This window comes from Microbacterium paludicola, assembly GCF_039529675.1.
GTDB lineage: Bacteria > Actinomycetota > Actinomycetes > Actinomycetales > Microbacteriaceae > Microbacterium > Microbacterium paludicola.
The window spans coordinates 168,253-184,343 of record NZ_BAAANG010000019.1; the positions used below are offsets into that span (position 1 = coordinate 168,253).

Genomic DNA, 16,091 nt, shown 5'->3' on the forward strand with positions numbered 1-16,091 from the left:
ACGCGGGCCCGTCAGCCGACGGGAAGGCGCTCCTCGAGGGCGGCACCCTTGCGCTCGGCGAGCGGGATCACGCCGATCGCCGCGACGGCGAAGAAGATCGAGAAGACCGTGAACAGCAACGGCGCCCCACCGATGCCCATCGCCCACGGCACGAACAGCGGCGCGACGATCGACGCGATGCGCCCGGCGGCAGCCGCCCATCCGGCTCCCGTCGCGCGCAGCGCTGTCGGGTAGAGCTCGGGCGTCACCGCGTACAGGGCGCCCCAGGCGCCGAGGTTGAAGAACGACAGGGCCATGCCCGTGGCGATGATCTGCCACTCCTGCGTCGAGTTGCCGAACAGGACCGCGGCGATCGCCGATCCGACGAGGAAGGTCGCGAGCGTCGCGCGCCGGCCCCACACCTCGATCAGCCAGGCGGCGACCGCGTATCCCGGCAGCTGCGCCAGCGTGATGATCAGGGTGAACCCGAACGACTTCACCAGGTCGAACCCCTGCGCGAACAGGATCGACGGGATCCAGATGAAGGCGCCGTAATACGAGAAGTTGACGCAGAACCAGACGAGCCAGAGCGCGCCCGTGCGCATCCGCAGCGCGGGGATCCAGAGCGCCGCGACCGCGGCGAGGCCCCGCGGTGCCGAGGGCGCCTGCGCGGCGGACCGCGGGGCGACAGGCGACTCCGCGCGCGTGACGGGCCGGCCGGCCGACGCCTCGAACTCGCGCACGATCGCGTCCGACTCGGCGATGCGCCCCTTGCTCTCGAGGTACCGGGGCGACTCGGGAAGGGCCCACCGCACCACCAGCGCATACACGGCGGGGACGGCGCCGATGGCGAAGGCCCAGCGCCACCCCTCCTCGAGCGGCACGACGAAGTAGCCGATCAGCGCGGCGAGCGTCCATCCGACGGCCCAGAAGGCCTCGAGGATGACGACGAGCCGTCCCCGGATGCGCGTCGGGGCGAACTCGCTGACGTACGTGGATGCGACCGGGAGCTCGGAGCCGAGCCCGAGCCCGACGAAGAACCGCAGCACAAGCAGCGCCGCCACTCCCCCGACCAGCGCGCTGGCTCCGGTGGCGACGCCGTAGATGAGCAGCGTCAGGGCGAACACCTGCCGGCGCCCCAGGCGGTCGGCGAGAAGACCGCCGACGCTCGCGCCGATCGCCATGCCGATGAACCCGACCGACGCGATCCACGAGGTCTCCGTGGGCGAGAGCTGCCACTCGGCCGCCAGCGCCGCGATGATGAACGAGATCAGTCCGACGTCCATCGCATCGAGCGCCCAGCCCACGCCGGAGCCGGTCAGCAGGCGCAGGTGCTTGCGCGTGAACGGCAGGGAGTCGAGGCGAGCGGACGGCGCGGTCATGGCTCCACCCTAATGGTCAGGCTGACCTATCAGTCGGATCCGGCCAGCAGCTCGCGCACCCGCGGCGCCACGACGGTCCCGTAGAGCTCGATGCTCTTCATGAGCTTGTCGTGCTCGAGCCCGCCGTTGGCGAACTTCAGGTCGAAGCGCGTCAGGCCCAGCATCCGAACCGTGTCGGCGATCTTCCGCGCCACCCGCTCCGGCGAACCGGCGTACACGGCGCCCTCGGGGCCGACCTCGTTCTGGAACTGGAGGCGGTTGTAGCCGCCCGCCCAACCGCGCTCGCGCCCGATCTTCTCCCGCAGCGCCGCCATCTCGGGGTACAGCTCGTCCCACGCCTGCTCATCGGTGTCGGCGATATGGCCGGGCGAATGAACACCGACGGGCGCGGTCGGCTTCTCGTAGGAGGCGAGCGAGCGGTGGAAGAGATCGACGTACGGCCGGAACCGGGCGGGAGACCCGCCGATGATCGCCAGCATAAGCCCGAGCCCGTGCCGCGCCGTGCGGACCACCGATTCGGGCGAACCGCCGACGCCGACCCACGCGGCGATACCGTTCTCCGTCTTCGGGAACACATCCGCTTCCGTGAGGGACGGGCGCATGGTCCCCTGCCACGTGACGGGACGCTCGCTCATGAGCTGCACGAACAGGTCGAGCTTCTCCTCGAACAGAGCCTCGTAGTCGTGAAGGTCGTAGCCGAACAGCGGGAACGACTCGATGAACGAGCCGCGTCCCAGGATGACCTCGGCGCGACCGTGCGAGACCGCGTCGAGCGTGGCGAAGCGCTCGTAGACACGGACGGGGTCGTCGCTGGAGAGCACGGTCACGGCGGTGCCGAGCCGGATGTCCTTGGTGACCGAGGCGATCGCGGCCAGCACGATCTCGGGGCTCGACACGGCGAACTCGTGCCGGTGGTGCTCCCCCACGCCGAAGAAGGACAGCCCCACCTCGTCGGCGAGCTTCGCCTGCGCGACGATGTTGCGGATCGTCTCCGCGTCGCTGAGGGTTCCGCCGTCCGGTCCTCGTGTGACGTCCCCGAAGGTGTCAAGCCCGAGCTCGATCTCCATGTCGATCCTTCCTATTCACTCGCATGGAACCCGAGCGGGGCTGCGGCTATTCCTCCGCGTCAGTCGAGCAGCGCGGACTTCAGCGTGTCGAGGCCGACTCCGCCGAGATCGAGGGCGCGCTTATGGAACTCCTTCATGGAGAAGCCGTCGCCGCGCGCCGCGCGATACTCGTCGCGGACCTGCTCCCAGAGGCGCTGGCCGACCTTGTACGACGGTGCCTGGCCGGGCCAGCCCAGGTAGCGGTTGACCTCGAAGCGCACGAACTCGTCGGGCATGTTCACGTTCGCGCGCATGAACTCGAGCGCGTAGTCGGCGTCCCACGTTCCCGTGCCATCGGGACGCGGCTTGCCCAGGTGCACCCCGATGTCGAGCACAACGCGCGCGGCGCGCATCCGCTGTCCGTCGAGCATGCCGAGCCGGTCGGCGGGATCGTCGAGGTATCCGAGCTGCTCCATCAGCCGCTCGGCGTACAGGGCCCATCCCTCGGCGTGGCCGGACGCGCCGGCCAGCAGGCGGCGCCACGAGTTGAGCTGGGCGCGGTTGTACACCGCCTGCCCGATCTGCAGGTGATGCCCCGGGACGCCCTCGTGGTACACCGTCGTGAGCTCGCGCCACGTGTCGAACTCGGTCACGCCCTCCGGCACAGACCACCACATCCGGCCCGGACGCGAGAAGTCGTCGGTGGGCCCCGTGTAGTAGATGCCACCCTCCTGCGTGGGGGCGATCATGCACTCGAGCCGCCGGATCGGCTCGGGGATGTCGAAGTGGGTGCGCCCGAGCTCGGCCACGGCGCGATCGCTCGTCTCCTGCATCCACTCCCGCAGCGCATCCGTGCCGATGAGCTTGCGGGACGCGTCCTTCTCCAGGTGCGCGACGGCCTCGGCGACGGTGGCGCCCGGAAGGATCTCCCGCGCGATCGCCTCCTGCTCGGCCGTCATCCGGGCGAGCTCGTCGAGCCCCCACTCGTACGTCTCGTCGAGGTCGATCTTCGCGCCGAGGAACCGGCGCGAATGAAGCGCGTACAGCTCGCGACCCACCGCGTCGGTCTCGGTGGCAGCGTGGGCGAGCGGTCCGGTCAGGAACTCCGCGAGCCGGTCGTAGGCCGCTCGTGCGGAGGTCGCCGCACGCTCGAGCTCGACGTGCAGCGCCTCGGGGAGTGCGCCGTCTCCTGCCGTCGCCTCCGTCGCGAGGGTGGCGAAGAAGCCGTCCTCCGCGGTGTAGCGCGGGATCTGATCCGCGACCTCTCGCACCTGCCGTGCCGCCGGGACGACGCCGCGATGGATGCCCTCCGTGAGTGTCTCGACGTAGCCGTCGAGAGCGGCGGGGACCGCCGCGAGGCGGCGCGCGATGACCTCCCAGTTGTCGGCTGTGTCGGTCGGCATCAGGTCGTACACCTGACGGACATCCTGCGGCGCGCTGGCGATCACGTTCAGGTCGCGAAGGTGCCACTGCGCGTCGTGCAGCTCCTGCGCGAGGCGCAGCTCGGCGCCGAGGTCCGCCTGCGTCACCCGGTCGATGTCGTCGGCCGGCACCGCGGCCTCCAGGGCCGCGAGCGTGCGCCGTCCGGTCTCAAGGGCATCGTCGTGTCCGGCGAGGCTGAAGTCGTCGTACCGATCGCTGCTCTCGCTGCGCCCGATGTACGTCGCGGCGATCGGCGAAAGACGCACGACCTCGTCGACCCAGCCCTCCGCGATCCGATCGATCTCCGTGTGCGGCCGCTGCTGATCCGTCATCCCGTCGGTCCCTTCGTCGGCCGCGCTCAGTGCGCGGCTTCGTTCCAGTCGGCGCCGCGTCCCACCTGCACGTCGAGCGGCACCGTCAGCTGCGCGGCGCTGCCCATCCGATCGCGGACGATGCGCTCCACATCGTCCCACTCGCCCGGCGCCACCTCGACCACGAGCTCGTCGTGGATCTGCAGCAGCACGCGGGAGCGCAGATCGCGCAGGTCGTCGTGGATGCGGAACAGCGCGATCTTCATGATGTCGGCCGCGCTCCCCTGGATCGGGGCGTTGAGGGCCGCACGCTCGGCGTTCTCGCGCAGCTGGCGGTTGGGGCTCGTCAGATCGGGGAAGGGACGGCGGCGGCCGAAGATCGTCTCGGTGTAGCCGTCGATGCGCGCCTGCTCGACCGACGAGCGCAGGTAGTCGCGCACCGCGCCGAAACGGGCGAAGTACTCGAGCATGAGGGCCTTCGCCTCGGACTGCTCGATGCGCAGCTGCTTCGAGAGGCCGAAGGCGGACAGGCCGTACACGAGGCCGTACGACATCGCCTTGACCTTCGTGCGCATCGCGGAGGTCACGTCCTCCGGGGCGACGCCGAAGACCCTGGCGCCGACGAAGCGGTGAAGGTCCTCGCCCGAGTTGAACGCCTCGACGAGGCCCGGGTCGCCCGACAGGTGGGCCATGATGCGCATCTCGATCTGCGAGTAGTCGGCCGTCAGCAGCGCCTCGTAGCCCTCGCCCACCTCGAACGCGGCGCGGATGCGGCGCGACTCCTCGGTGCGGACCGGGATGTTCTGCAGGTTCGGGTCGGTGCTAGACAGACGCCCGGTCTGGCTGCCGGTCTGCACGTACGTGGTGCGCACGCGCCCATCCGGACCGATCGCGGCATCCAGGCCGTCGATGATCTGCTTCAGCTTCGTCGCCTCGCGGTGCTGCAGCAGCAGGTCGAGGAAGGGATGATGCGCCTTCTCCTGGAGGTCGGCGAGGGCCGCGGCGTCGGTCGTGTAGCCCGTCTTGGTCTTGCGGGTCTTCGGCAGCTGCAGCTCCTCGAAAAGGACCTCCTGCAGCTGCTTCGGCGAGCCCAGATTGACCTCGTGGCCGATCGCGGCATACGACTGCTGCGCGAGCGCGTCGGCGCGACCGCCGAGTTCACCCGAGAAGCCCGAGAGCTTCTCGTGCGACACCGCGACGCCCGCGAGCTCCATGTCGGCGAGAGCGATCAGCGTCGGCAGCTCGATGTCCGTCAGCACCGAGAGGACGGCGTCGGGCAGCTCGTCGCGCAGCCCCGCCGCCACACGCAGCGTGTACCAGGACAGCTGCCCGGGCGTCGCGCCTTCCGTCTCGGGGACGAGCTGGGACGGATCGGCCTCGGGCAGCTTCTCGCCGAGATAGCGCTCGACGAGATGGCCGAGCGTGCGGTCGGGGAAGCTCGGGCGCAGCAGCCAGCCGGCGACGATCGTGTCGAAGGCGAGCCCGCCGACCGTCGCCCCCGCACGCCCCAGCGCCTTGACCTGGGGCTTCGCGTCGGACAGCACCTTCGGTGCGGCGGAGGCGAGCCACGGGCCCAGGGCCGTGGCCACCTCGTCGGACCACGAGGCCTCCACGGCCTCACCGGCAGCCGCAAGGCCGATGCGGTCGGGACGGCCGGCCTGCACCGTCACCGTCACGCCGACCTCGCCCTCGGCGGCGGCGGCCCAGGCGGCGAGCTCGGCCGCGGGAAGCTCCCTCGGCGTGGGCGCCGGCTCGGCCGGCGCCTGCGGCTCGTCCTCGCCGGTCGTGCCGGCCCACTCGAACACGCGCGGCAGCAGGGTGCGGAACTCGAGCCGGGCGAACACGTCGCGCACTGCCTGCGGGTCGAGCGGCTTCACCGCGAGCTCGGCGGGCCCGAAGGGAAGCTCGACGTCGCGCAGCAGCCGGTTCAGGCGGCGATTGCGGCGCACGTCCTCGATGTGATCGCGCAGGTTGCCGCCGACCACGCCCTTGATCGTGTCGGCTCCGTCGAGCAGCGCGTCGAGCGACCCGAACTGCGTGAGCCACTTCACCGCCGTCTTCTCGCCGACCTTCGGCACACCGGGGAGGTTGTCGCTTGTCTCGCCCACGAGCGCCGCGATGTCCGGGTAGAACTCCGGCGCGAGGCCGTACTTCTCGACGACCGCCGCGGGGTCGTACCGCTTCAGCTGCGACACCCCCTGCACCGACGGGTAGAGCAGCGTCACGTCGTCGTTCACGAGCTGGATGGTGTCGCGATCGCCCGAGCAGACGAGCACCCGGAAGCCCTGCTCCATCCCCTGCGTCGCGAGCGTCGCGAGGATGTCATCGGCCTCGAAGTCGGGCTTCGTCAGCACCGTCACGCCCATCGCGTCGAGGCACTCCTGCAGGAGCGGGATCTGCCCCTTGAACTCGGAGGGCGTCTCGGAGCGGTTCGCCTTGTACTCGGTGTACTCGCGGGTGCGGAACGACTCGCGGGACGTGTCGAAGGCGACCGCGAGATGGGTGGGCTTCTCGGCCTTCAGCAGGTTGACGAACATGGAGAGGAACCCGTAGATCCCGTTTGTGTGCTGCCCGTCCTTCGTCGTGAAGTTCTCGACGGGAAGCGCGTAGAACGCCCGGTAAGCGAGCGAATGGCCGTCGACGACGAGAAGGGTAGGCTTTGCGGAGTCCGTCACCCTGCCAGCCTAACTTCGGCCAGGGACATCCCGAGGAGCCGCCGTGTCCGACCGTTCGACCGTCCTCTCCCCCGGACTCGAATGGCTGCACCAGCGCGGAGTCGGCGTGCTCGCCGAGCGCATGGGCGTGCAGTTCACCGAGTTCAGCGCCGAGCGCTCCGTGGCGACGATGCCCGTCGAGGGGAACACCCAGCCGGTCGGTCTCATGCACGGCGGCGCATACGTCGTCCTCGGCGAGACGATGGGCTCGATGTCCGCGAACTACCACGCGGGGCCCGGCCGCCTCGCCGTGGGCCTGGACATCAACGCGACCCACACGCGCTCTGCGCGCACCGGCGTCGTGACCGCGACCTGCACGGCTATCCACCTCGGGCGCACCACCACGGTCCACGAGATCGTCGTCGTCGACGAGTCGGGCCGCCGGTGCTCGACGGTGCGCATCACGAACCTCATCAAGGACCTTCCGGCCTGACACCCGGCCGGCGACACCGGCCGAGCGAGACCGCACCCCACGGTCGAGACCGCGCCCCGCGGCCGAGACCGCAGTCCCCACACGCAGTCTCGGCCCGCAGCTGCGGTTTCGGCCCGCAGCTGCAGTCTCGGCCCGCGACCGACGTCTGGGATGCGCGGACGGCGTCGAAACGAGAACGGCTCCGCCCCTTGGTGAGGGACGGAGCCGGATGTCTCGGTGAGGGTGCTTACGCCTTCTTCGGCGAGAGCTGCTCGATGATCGCCTTGGCGACGTCCTGCATCGTCAGGCGACGATCCATCGACGCCTTCTGGATCCAGCGGAACGCCTCGGGCTCGGACAGACCCATCTTCTCGTTGAGCAGGCCCTTGGCCCGGTCGACGAGCTTGCGGGTCTCGAAGCGCTCGACCATGTCGGCGACCTCGGCCTCGAGCGTGATGATCTGCTCGTAGCGCGCCAGGGCGATCTCGATCGCCGGCAACAGGTCGTTCGGGGTGAACGGCTTCACGACGTACGCGAGGGCGCCGGCCTCGCTCGCGCGCTCCACGAGCTCCTTCTGGCTGAACGCCGTCAGAAGCACCACGGGCGCGATGTGGTTCTTGCTCAGCCGCTCGGCCGCGCTGATGCCGTCCAGCTGGGGCATCTTCACGTCCATGATCACGAGGTCGGGGCGCAGCTCGGTCGCGAGCTGCACGGCGGTCTCGCCGTCACCCGCCTCGCCGACCACGTCGTATCCGTTGTCCCGGAGGATCTCGACGATGTCGAGGCGGATGAGGGACTCGTCCTCGGCGACGACCACGCGGCGCGGTGCCGCGGGTGCCTGTCCGGTCTGCTCTTCGGTCACCTGTACATCCTAGTTCTTCGTCGTGTGACGCCCGGGAGCCACGTCGGCTCGGGCGTTCGATTGTGCATGGGAGTGCCGGTGGTGGGACTCGAACCCACACGCCCTCACGGACAGCGCATTTTGAGTGCGCCGCGTCTGCCATTCCGCCACACCGGCCCCGATCGACACTACCGCGTCGGCACCGTCGTCCATCCGGTCGGCTCCCAGACGGCCGACCGCCCCGACGCGCCAGGCGCATCGGGGCGGTCGCGGTGCCGTGGCGTTACTGCTGGTAGACCGGCGCCGCACCGTGGACGGCGTCGCCGACCTTGTGCACGCGCAGGTCGTTGGTCGATCCGACGATCCCGGGAGGGGAACCGGAGATGACCACGACCTTGTCGCCGATCTGGGCGAGCCCGTTCTCGAGCAGGTACTCGTCGACCTGGTAGAACATCGCGTCGGTGTGCTCGACCATCTCGACGAGGTGCGAGCGGATGCCCCACGTCAGCGCCATCCGGTTCTGGATGGCCGGGTCGGGCGTGAACGCGATCATCGGGCGGTGCGAGCGCAGGCGCGACATGCGACGCGCCGAGTCACCCGACTGCGTGAAGATGCAGAGGAACTTGGCGTCGACGAAGTCGGCGACCTCGACGGCCGCGAGGGTGATCGCGCCGCCCTGCGTGCGCGGCTTCGTCTGCAGCGGCGGGATGCGCTCGAGACCGTGGTCCTCGGTCGACTCGACGATGCGCGCCATGGTCGCGACGGTGACGATCGGGAACTCGCCCACGCTCGTCTCGCCGGACAGCATGACCGCGTCGGCGCCGTCGAGCACCGCGTTCGCGACGTCGCTCGTCTCCGCACGCGTCGGCACGGGGTTGGTGATCATCGACTCGAGCATCTGCGTCGCGACGATGACGGGCTTCGCCATGCGGCGGGCCAGCTCGACCGCGCGCTTCTGCACGATCGGCACTGCCTCGAGCGGAAGCTCGACGCCGAGGTCGCCGCGGGCGACCATGATGCCGTCGAAGGCGTCGACGATGTCCTCGAGAGCCTCGACGGCCTGGGGCTTCTCGATCTTGGCGATGATCGGGACGCGACGTCCCTCCTCGGCCATGATCACGTGGGCGCGCTGCACGTCCTTCGCGTTCCGCACGAACGAGAGGGCGATCAGGTCGGCGCCCTTGCGCAGGGCCCAGCGCAGGTCGGCCTCGTCCTTCTCGCTGAGAGCGGGGACGTTCACGGCGGCGCTCGGGATGTTGATGCCCTTGTTGTTGGACACGTTGCCCGCGACGATCGTCTTCGTCGTGACGGTGCGCTCGTCGGCCTCGACGACCTGGAGACGCACCTTGCCGTCGTCGATCAGCAGGAAGTCACCCGGCTTCACGTCCTGCGGCAGCCCCTTGTAGGTGGTGCCGCAGATCTCCTTCGTCCCCTCGATCTCGTCGATCGTGATGGTGAAGATGTCGCCCTCGGCGAGGTAGTGCGGGCCGTCCTTGAACTTGCCGAGCCGGATCTTCGGGCCCTGCAGGTCGACGAGGACGGCGACGGGCTTGCCCAGGTCCTGGGACGCACCGCGCACGTTCTCGTAGTTCGCGTCGTGGACCGAGTAGTCACCGTGGCTCAGGTTCAGACGAGCGACGTCGACCCCCGCCTCGATGAGCTCTCGAACCTTCTCGCGTGTCGATGTCGCGGGCCCGAGGGTGGCGACGATCTTGGCACGTCTCAACTGCATACCTCCGCACAAGGATGGTCAGGGTTGGGGTTTTTCGGCAGGGCCACAGAACTTCCGATCCTTGTGGCGCGCCGACGGGGATTCGCTCGTCAGCCTACGCGGGCTGCAGACCGATCGCGACATCCGTGGGGCGCACCGGAGAGGGCAGGGACGTCTCCCCCATCAGGTAGGAATCGACCTCGGCGGCGACCGACCGGCCCTCCGCGATCGCCCAGACGATGAGCGACTGGCCGCGGCCGGCGTCGCCCGCGACGAACACGCCGGGGGTCGTCGCCTGGAAGGCGCCGTCCCGCTCGACGTTCCCGCGCGAGGTGAACTGCGCCTGCAGCTGCGACTCGAGCGCGTCGCGCTCGGGGCCGGTGAAGCCCATCGCGATCAGCACCAGGTCGGCCGGGATCTCTCGCTCGGTGCCGGGCTTGGGCACGCGGCGTCCGTCGACGAACTCGGTCTCGGCCACGACCAGCGCGCGCACCTCGCCCGCGCCGTTGCCGACGAACTCGACGGTGGAGGCGAGGTACTGACGCTCGCCGCCCTCCTCGTGGGCCGAGGAGACCTCGAACAGGGTCGGCGTCATCGGCCACGGCTGGTGCTCGGGACGCTCGCTGCCGGGCTGCTTGCCGATGGCGAGGTTGGTCACGCTCAGCGCGCCCTGACGGTGGGCGGTGCCGATGCAGTCGGCGCCGGTGTCGCCGCCGCCGATGACGACGACGTGCTTTCCCTCGGCCGTGATCTGGTTCGGCACGGTGTCGCCCGCGACGGCCTTGTTCGACTCGACGAGGTACTCCATGGCGAAATGGACGCCGGCGAGGTCGCGGCCGGGGATCGGCAGGTCGCGCGGAACCGTGGCGCCGGTGGCGACGACGACCGCGTCGTAACGGGCGCGCAGGTCGCTCCAGCTGATGTCCTTGCCGATCTCGACGCCGGCGCGGAAGCGGGTTCCCTCATCCTGCATCTGGCGAAGGCGCGCCTCGACGTGCTTCTTCTCCATCTTGAAGTCGGGGATGCCGTAGCGCAGCAGGCCGCCGATGCGGTCATCGCGCTCGTACACCGCGACTGTGTGACCAGCGCGCGTGAGCTGCTGGGCGGCGGCGAGGCCGGCGGGACCGGACCCGACGACCGCGACGGTCTTGCCGGTCAGGCGTGCCGGCGGCTTGGGCTCGACCCAGCCGTTGCCGAACGCCTCGTCGATGATCGAGACCTCGATCTGCTTGATCGTGACGGCCGGCTGGTTGATGCCGAGCACGCACGCGCTCTCGCACGGCGCCGGGCAGAGGCGACCGGTGAACTCCGGGAAGTTGTTCGTCGCGTGCAGCCGCTCGATCGCGGTGCGCCCCTCGCCGCGCCACGTCAGGTCGTTCCACTCGGGGATCAGGTTGCCGAGCGGGCAGCCCTGGTGGCAGAACGGGATGCCGCAGTCCATGCAGCGCCCTGCCTGACGGCGGAGCACGGCCGAATCACCCGGCTCGTACACCTCCTTCCAGTCGAGGATGCGGACGGGCACGGGTCGGCGAGCGGGGAGCTCCCGCTCGGTCACCTTCAGAAAGCCCTTGGGGTCAGCCACCGGTCACCTCCAGGATGCGGTTCCAGACGACGTCGCCGTCGGGGTCGAGCCCCTCGGCGACCGCCTCCTGGCGGGTCTGCAGAACGGCGGCGTAGTCGCGCGGCAGGACCCGCACGAAGTTCGCCACCTCGTTGTCGAAGTCGTCGAGCATGCGCTGCGCGAGCTCGGATCCGGTCTCCGCGACGTGCTGCTGGAGCAGGTCGCGCAGGATCTCGGCATCGCCCGAACCCAGCTCGGTGAGGGTCAGCTCGCCCGTCGCCAGCGCCTCGCGGTTCACGAGGTCGGTGTTCAGGCGGTACACGTACGCCGTGCCGCCCGACATGCCGGCGCCGAGGTTGCGCCCGGTGCGGCCGAGGATCACCGCGAGGCCACCGGTCATGTACTCGAGCGCGTGGTCGCCCACGCCCTCCACGACGGCGGTGGCGCCCGAGTTGCGGACGAAGAACCGCTCGCCCACCACGCCGCGCAGGAACATGGTGCCCTGGGTCGCGCCGTAGCCGATCACGTTGCCGGCGATGACGTTCTCGGACGCGTCGAAGGTCGCTCCCTTCGGCGGACGGATGACGATCTGGCCGCCCGAGAGACCCTTGCCGACGTAGTCGTTCGAGTCGCCCTCGAGGCGCAGCGTGATGCCGTTGGGCAGGAACGCACCGAACGACTGCCCGGCCGAGCCCGTGAGCGAGACGTCGATGGATCCGGCGGGCAGGCCGTGCTCGCCGTGCGCCTTCGTGACGTGGTGACCGAGAAGCGTTCCGGCGGCGCGCGCCGTGTTGCGCACGGGCAGCTCGATCTTGACCGTGCCGCCGTTCTCGATGACGTCCTTCGCGCGCTCGATGAGCGGCACGTCGAAGTGGTCGTCGAGCTCGTGGGCCTGGTCGCGCTGGTGGCGGCGCGGCTCGTCGTCGGCGAAGCGCGGGCCCTCCAGGATCGGCGTGAGGTCGAGGCCCTCGGCCTTCCAGTGGGACAGCGCCGTGTCGGTGTCGAGCAGCTCGGCGTGACCGATCGCCTCGTCGAGCGTGCGGAAGCCGAGCGCTGCGAGGTACTCGCGCACCTCCTGGGCGATGAACTCCATGAAGTTCACGACGTGCTCGGCCTTGCCGGTGAAGCGCGAGCGCAGCACGGGGTTCTGCGTCGCGACGCCCACGGGGCAGGTGTCAAGGTGGCAGACGCGCATCATGATGCAGCCGCTCACCACGAGCGGCGCCGTGGCGAAGCCGAACTCCTCGGCGCCGAGCAGGGCACCGATGATGACGTCGCGGCCGGTCTTGAGCTGGCCGTCGACCTGCACGACGACGCGGTCGCGCATGCCGTTCAGCATGAGTGTCTGCTGCGTCTCGGCGAGCCCCAGCTCCCACGGCGTGCCCGCGTGCTTGAGCGAGTTCATCGGGCTGGCACCCGTGCCGCCGTCATGGCCCGAGACCAGGATGACGTCGCTGAGCGCCTTCGCGACGCCGGCCGCGACCGCGCCGATGCCCGACTGGCTGACGAGCTTCGTGTGGATGCGGGCGGCGGGGTTGGCGCGCTTGAGGTCGAAGATCAGCTGCTTGAGATCCTCGATCGAGTAGATGTCGTGGTGCGGCGGCGGCGAGATCAGGCCCACGCCGGCGGTCGCGTGACGGGTGCGCGCGACCCACGGGTACACCTTGCCCGGCGGCAGCTGACCGCCCTCGCCCGGCTTGGCGCCCTGGGCGAGCTTGATCTGGATGTCGTCGGCCTCTGTGAGGTACAGGCTCGTGACGCCGAAGCGGCCCGACGCGACCTGCTTGATCGCGCTGCGGCGCTCGGGGTCGAGCAGCCGATCGACGTCCTCACCGCCCTCGCCGGTGTTCGACTTCGCGCCGAGACGGTTCATCGCGATCGCGAGCGTCTCGTGCGCCTCGCGCGAGATGGATCCGTAGCTCATCGCGCCGGTCGAGAACCGCTTCACGATGGACGAGACGGGCTCGACCTCGTCGAGCGGCACCGGCGGGCGCACATCCGTCCGCAGCTGGAACAGGCCGCGCAGGGTCTTGAGCTCGGCCGCCTGGTCGTCCACGAGCTTCGTGTACTCGCGGAAGATGTCGTACCGGCGCGTGCGCGTCGAGTGCTGCAGGCGGAACACCGTCTCCGGGTTGAACAGGTGCGGGGCGCCGTCGCGGCGCCACTGGTACTCGCCGCCCGTCCAGAGGCGCTCGTGCGCCCGCGGCGCGCGGTCCTCCGGATACGCGAACGCGTGGCGCGCGGCGTTCTCGGCCGCGATCACATCGAGCCCGACGCCGCCGAGCTTGCTCTCGGTGCCCGTGAAGTACGCGTCGATCAGCTCCTGCGACAGGCCGACCGCCTCGAACACCTGGGCGCCCGCGTACGACGACACGGTCGAGATGCCCATCTTCGACATGATCTTCAGCACGCCCTTGCCGAGCGCGTAGATCAGGTTCTTGACGGCCTTCTCGGGCGTGATGCCCTGGATCGTCCCGGAGCGGACGAGGTTCTCGACCGTCTCCATCGCGAGGTACGGGTTGACCGCGGATGCGCCGTAGCCGATGAGCGTCGCGACATGGTGCACCTCGCGGACGTCGCCCGCCTCGACCACCAGGCCGACCTTCATGCGCGTCTCGTTGCGGATGAGGTGGTGGTGGATCGCCGAGAGCATCAGGAGCGACGGGATCGGCGCGAGGTCCTGGTTCGAGTCGCGGTCGCTGAGCACGATGAACTCGACGCCGTCCTCGATCGCGTTGTCGACCTCGCGGCACATCTGCGCCAGGCGCTTCTCCAGGCCCTTGCGCCCCGCTGCGACGCGATACAGGCCGCGGACCGTGATCGAGGACCGACCAGGCAGAGCCGTGTGGATGTGCTGGATCTTCGCCAGCTCGTCGTTGTCGATCACCGGGAAGTCGAGACCGACCGTGCGGGCGTGATCCGGACCCCAGTCGAGGAGGTTCGCCTCGGGACCGAGGCCGAGCTTGAGGCTCGTGACGACCTCTTCGCGGATGGAGTCGAGCGGCGGGTTCGTGACCTGCGCGAACTGCTGCGTGAAGTAGTCGAACAGCAGGCGCGGGCGCTCGCTGAGCACGGCGATGGGAGTGTCCGAACCCATCGCGCCGAGCGGCTCGGCGCCGGTGCGGCCCATGGGCGTGAGCAGGATCCGCACCTCCTCCTCCGTGTAGCCGAAGGTGCGAAGGCGGCGGTTGATGGACGCGATGGGATGAACGATGTGCTCGCGCTCGGGAAGGTCCGCGAGGCGGACGGTTCCCTTGTCGAGCCACTCCTGCCACGGGTGCATGGCGGCCAGGTCGCGCTTGACCTCGTCGTCCTCGATGATGCGGCCCTGCGCCGTGTCGACCACGAACATGCGGCCCGGCAGCAGGCGGCCGCGGCGCTCGATGCGCTCGGGCTCGAAGTCCAGCACGCCGGTCTCGCTGCCGATCACGACAAGGCCGTCCTTGGTGACGGTCCAGCGACCGGGACGCAGGCCGTTGCGGTCGAGCATCCCGCCGACGACGGTGCCGTCCGTGAAGATCAGCGACGCCGGGCCGTCCCACGGCTCCATCTGCAGCGAGTGGTACTCGTAGAACGCGCGCACGTCCGGATCCATGTCCGGCTGCTTCTCGTACGCCTCCGGCACCATCATGAGCATCGCGTGCGGCAGGCTGCGGCCCGTCAGGGTGAGCAGCTCGAGGACCTCGTCGAACGACGCCGAGTCGCTCTGGCCGTCCTCGCAGATCGGCAGCAGGGGGCGGATGTCGCCGAGCAGGTCGGACGCGAGCTGCGACTGACGCGCGCGCATCCAGTTGCGGTTGCCGCCGACGGTGTTGATCTCGCCGTTGTGGGCGAGCATGCGCAGCGGCTGCGCGAGCGGCCACGACGGGAACGTGTTCGTCGAGTAGCGGCTGTGCACGACGGCGAGCTCGGTGACGAAGCGCTCGTCCTGGAGGTCGGGGTAGAACGGCTCGAGCTGGAGCGTCGTGACCATTCCCTTGTAGCCGAGGGTGCGGCTCGAGAGCGACACGAAGTACGCGTCGAGCTCGTGCTGCGCGCGCTTGCGCAGCCGGTAGATGCGGCGGTCGAGAGCGATCCCCGAGAGCGAGGAGCCGTCGGCGTCCGCGCACGAGACGAACAGCTGCTCGAAGGCGGGACGCGCGTCGTACGCGAGCTTGCCGAGGTTCTCGTCCTCCGTCGGCACGTCGCGCCAGCCGAGCACCGTGATGCCCTCGCTCACCGCGACGCTCTCGATCGAGGCCTTCATCGCCTCGCGCGCATCATCCTCGCGGGGAAGGAAGATCATCCCGGCGGCGTACTCCCCCACCGGCGGCAGGTCGAAGCCGACGACGGCACGCAGGAACGCATCCGGCATCTGAGTGAGGATGCCGGCGCCGTCACCCGTGCCGGCGTCGGAGCCGATCGCGCCGCGGTGCTCGAGGTTGCGCAGTGCGGTGAGTGCGAGGTCGACGATGTCGTGTCCGGGCTCGCCGCGCAGGGTCGCGACCATGGCGAGACCACACGCGTCCTTCTCGAACGCCGGGTTGTACATCCCCTGCTTCTCGGGGAAGCCCGAAAGCGAGGAGTGCGATCCGTAACGGGGGCGAGATGCCATGCCTACCGTCCTTGAGGTTGGTGCTCAGCCGGGACGACATCGGCCCTGTACTGCTGCAGAGAGGTACGTCGCCGCAAGCGGCCGCGAGAGGAACGCCCGCTCCGTAGGGAGCTGCGTG

The 16,091-nt window shown here is 69.8% G+C and carries 9 protein-coding genes and 1 tRNA gene; 1 reads left to right on the forward strand and 9 read right to left on the reverse strand.

The features are described from left to right. Window positions 1–11: 11 nt before the first annotated feature. Genes ABD161_RS10480 through polA form a run of 4 tightly spaced genes read right to left on the reverse strand, consistent with a single transcriptional unit; the run spans window position 12 to window position 6,815 of the window. Window positions 12–1,361, reverse strand: a complete 1,350-nt coding sequence (locus tag ABD161_RS10480) for an MFS transporter (protein WP_344002321.1) — start codon at window positions 1,359–1,361, stop codon at window positions 12–14. A 29-nt stretch (window positions 1,362–1,390) separates the two neighbouring features. Beyond that, window positions 1,391–2,428: an LLM class flavin-dependent oxidoreductase gene (locus ABD161_RS10485; RefSeq protein ID WP_344002324.1), complete on the reverse strand. Its 1,038-nt coding sequence runs from the start codon at window positions 2,426–2,428 to the stop codon at window positions 1,391–1,393. Window positions 2,429–2,487: 59 nt separating this feature from the next. Further along, window positions 2,488–4,161, reverse strand: a complete 1,674-nt coding sequence (locus ABD161_RS10490; protein WP_344002327.1) for a DUF885 domain-containing protein — start codon at window positions 4,159–4,161, stop codon at window positions 2,488–2,490. Window positions 4,162–4,187: 26 nt separating this feature from the next. Continuing rightward, a complete protein-coding gene (polA, locus tag ABD161_RS10495; RefSeq protein ID WP_344002330.1) occupies window positions 4,188–6,815 on the reverse strand; it encodes a DNA polymerase I in 2,628 nt (875 codons plus the stop codon). Between the two features lie 121 nt (window positions 6,816–6,936). On the opposite strand from polA, the gene ABD161_RS10500 reads away from it, so the two are divergent. After that, window positions 6,937–7,287: a hotdog fold thioesterase gene (locus tag ABD161_RS10500; protein WP_425560873.1), complete on the forward strand. Its 351-nt coding sequence runs from the start codon at window positions 6,937–6,939 to the stop codon at window positions 7,285–7,287. A gap of 226 nt (window positions 7,288–7,513) precedes the next feature. On the opposite strand, the gene ABD161_RS10505 is transcribed toward ABD161_RS10500, so the two are convergent. The 5 genes from ABD161_RS10505 to gltB form a co-directional block, all read right to left on the reverse strand. Next, window positions 7,514–8,128, reverse strand: coding sequence for an ANTAR domain-containing response regulator (locus ABD161_RS10505; protein WP_135113108.1), 615 nt, complete (start codon window positions 8,126–8,128; stop codon window positions 7,514–7,516). A 73-nt stretch (window positions 8,129–8,201) separates the two neighbouring features. Next, window positions 8,202–8,284 (reverse strand) — tRNA-Leu (locus ABD161_RS10510). Window positions 8,285–8,390: 106 nt separating this feature from the next. Then, on the reverse strand, window positions 8,391–9,833 hold the full coding sequence (gene pyk, locus ABD161_RS10515; protein WP_344002338.1) for a pyruvate kinase: 1,443 nt from the start codon (window positions 9,831–9,833) through the stop codon (window positions 8,391–8,393). A 100-nt stretch (window positions 9,834–9,933) separates the two neighbouring features. Then, window positions 9,934–11,400, reverse strand: a complete 1,467-nt coding sequence (locus tag ABD161_RS10520; RefSeq protein ID WP_344002341.1) for a glutamate synthase subunit beta — start codon at window positions 11,398–11,400, stop codon at window positions 9,934–9,936. After that, a complete protein-coding gene (gene gltB, locus ABD161_RS10525) occupies window positions 11,393–15,973 on the reverse strand; it encodes a glutamate synthase large subunit (RefSeq protein ID WP_344002344.1) in 4,581 nt (1,526 codons plus the stop codon). Before gltB ends, ABD161_RS10520 begins: the two co-directional genes overlap by 8 nt. Between the last annotated feature and the right edge of the window lie 118 nt (window positions 15,974–16,091).

What these genes read in the sequence shown, in the direction of transcription:
- ABD161_RS10490 (WP_344002327.1), bottom strand. Translation starts at nt 4,161, where the DNA reads ATGACGGATCAGCAGCGGCCGCACACGGAGATCGATCGGATCGCGGAG.
- gltB (WP_344002344.1), bottom strand. Translation starts at nt 15,973, where the DNA reads ATGGCATCTCGCCCCCGTTACGGATCGCACTCCTCGCTTTCGGGCTTC.
- ABD161_RS10485 (WP_344002324.1), bottom strand. Translation starts at nt 2,428, where the DNA reads ATGGAGATCGAGCTCGGGCTTGACACCTTCGGGGACGTCACACGAGGA.
- ABD161_RS10500 (WP_425560873.1), top strand. Translation starts at nt 6,937, where the DNA reads ATGGGCGTGCAGTTCACCGAGTTCAGCGCCGAGCGCTCCGTGGCGACG.
- ABD161_RS10480 (WP_344002321.1), bottom strand. Translation starts at nt 1,361, where the DNA reads ATGACCGCGCCGTCCGCTCGCCTCGACTCCCTGCCGTTCACGCGCAAG.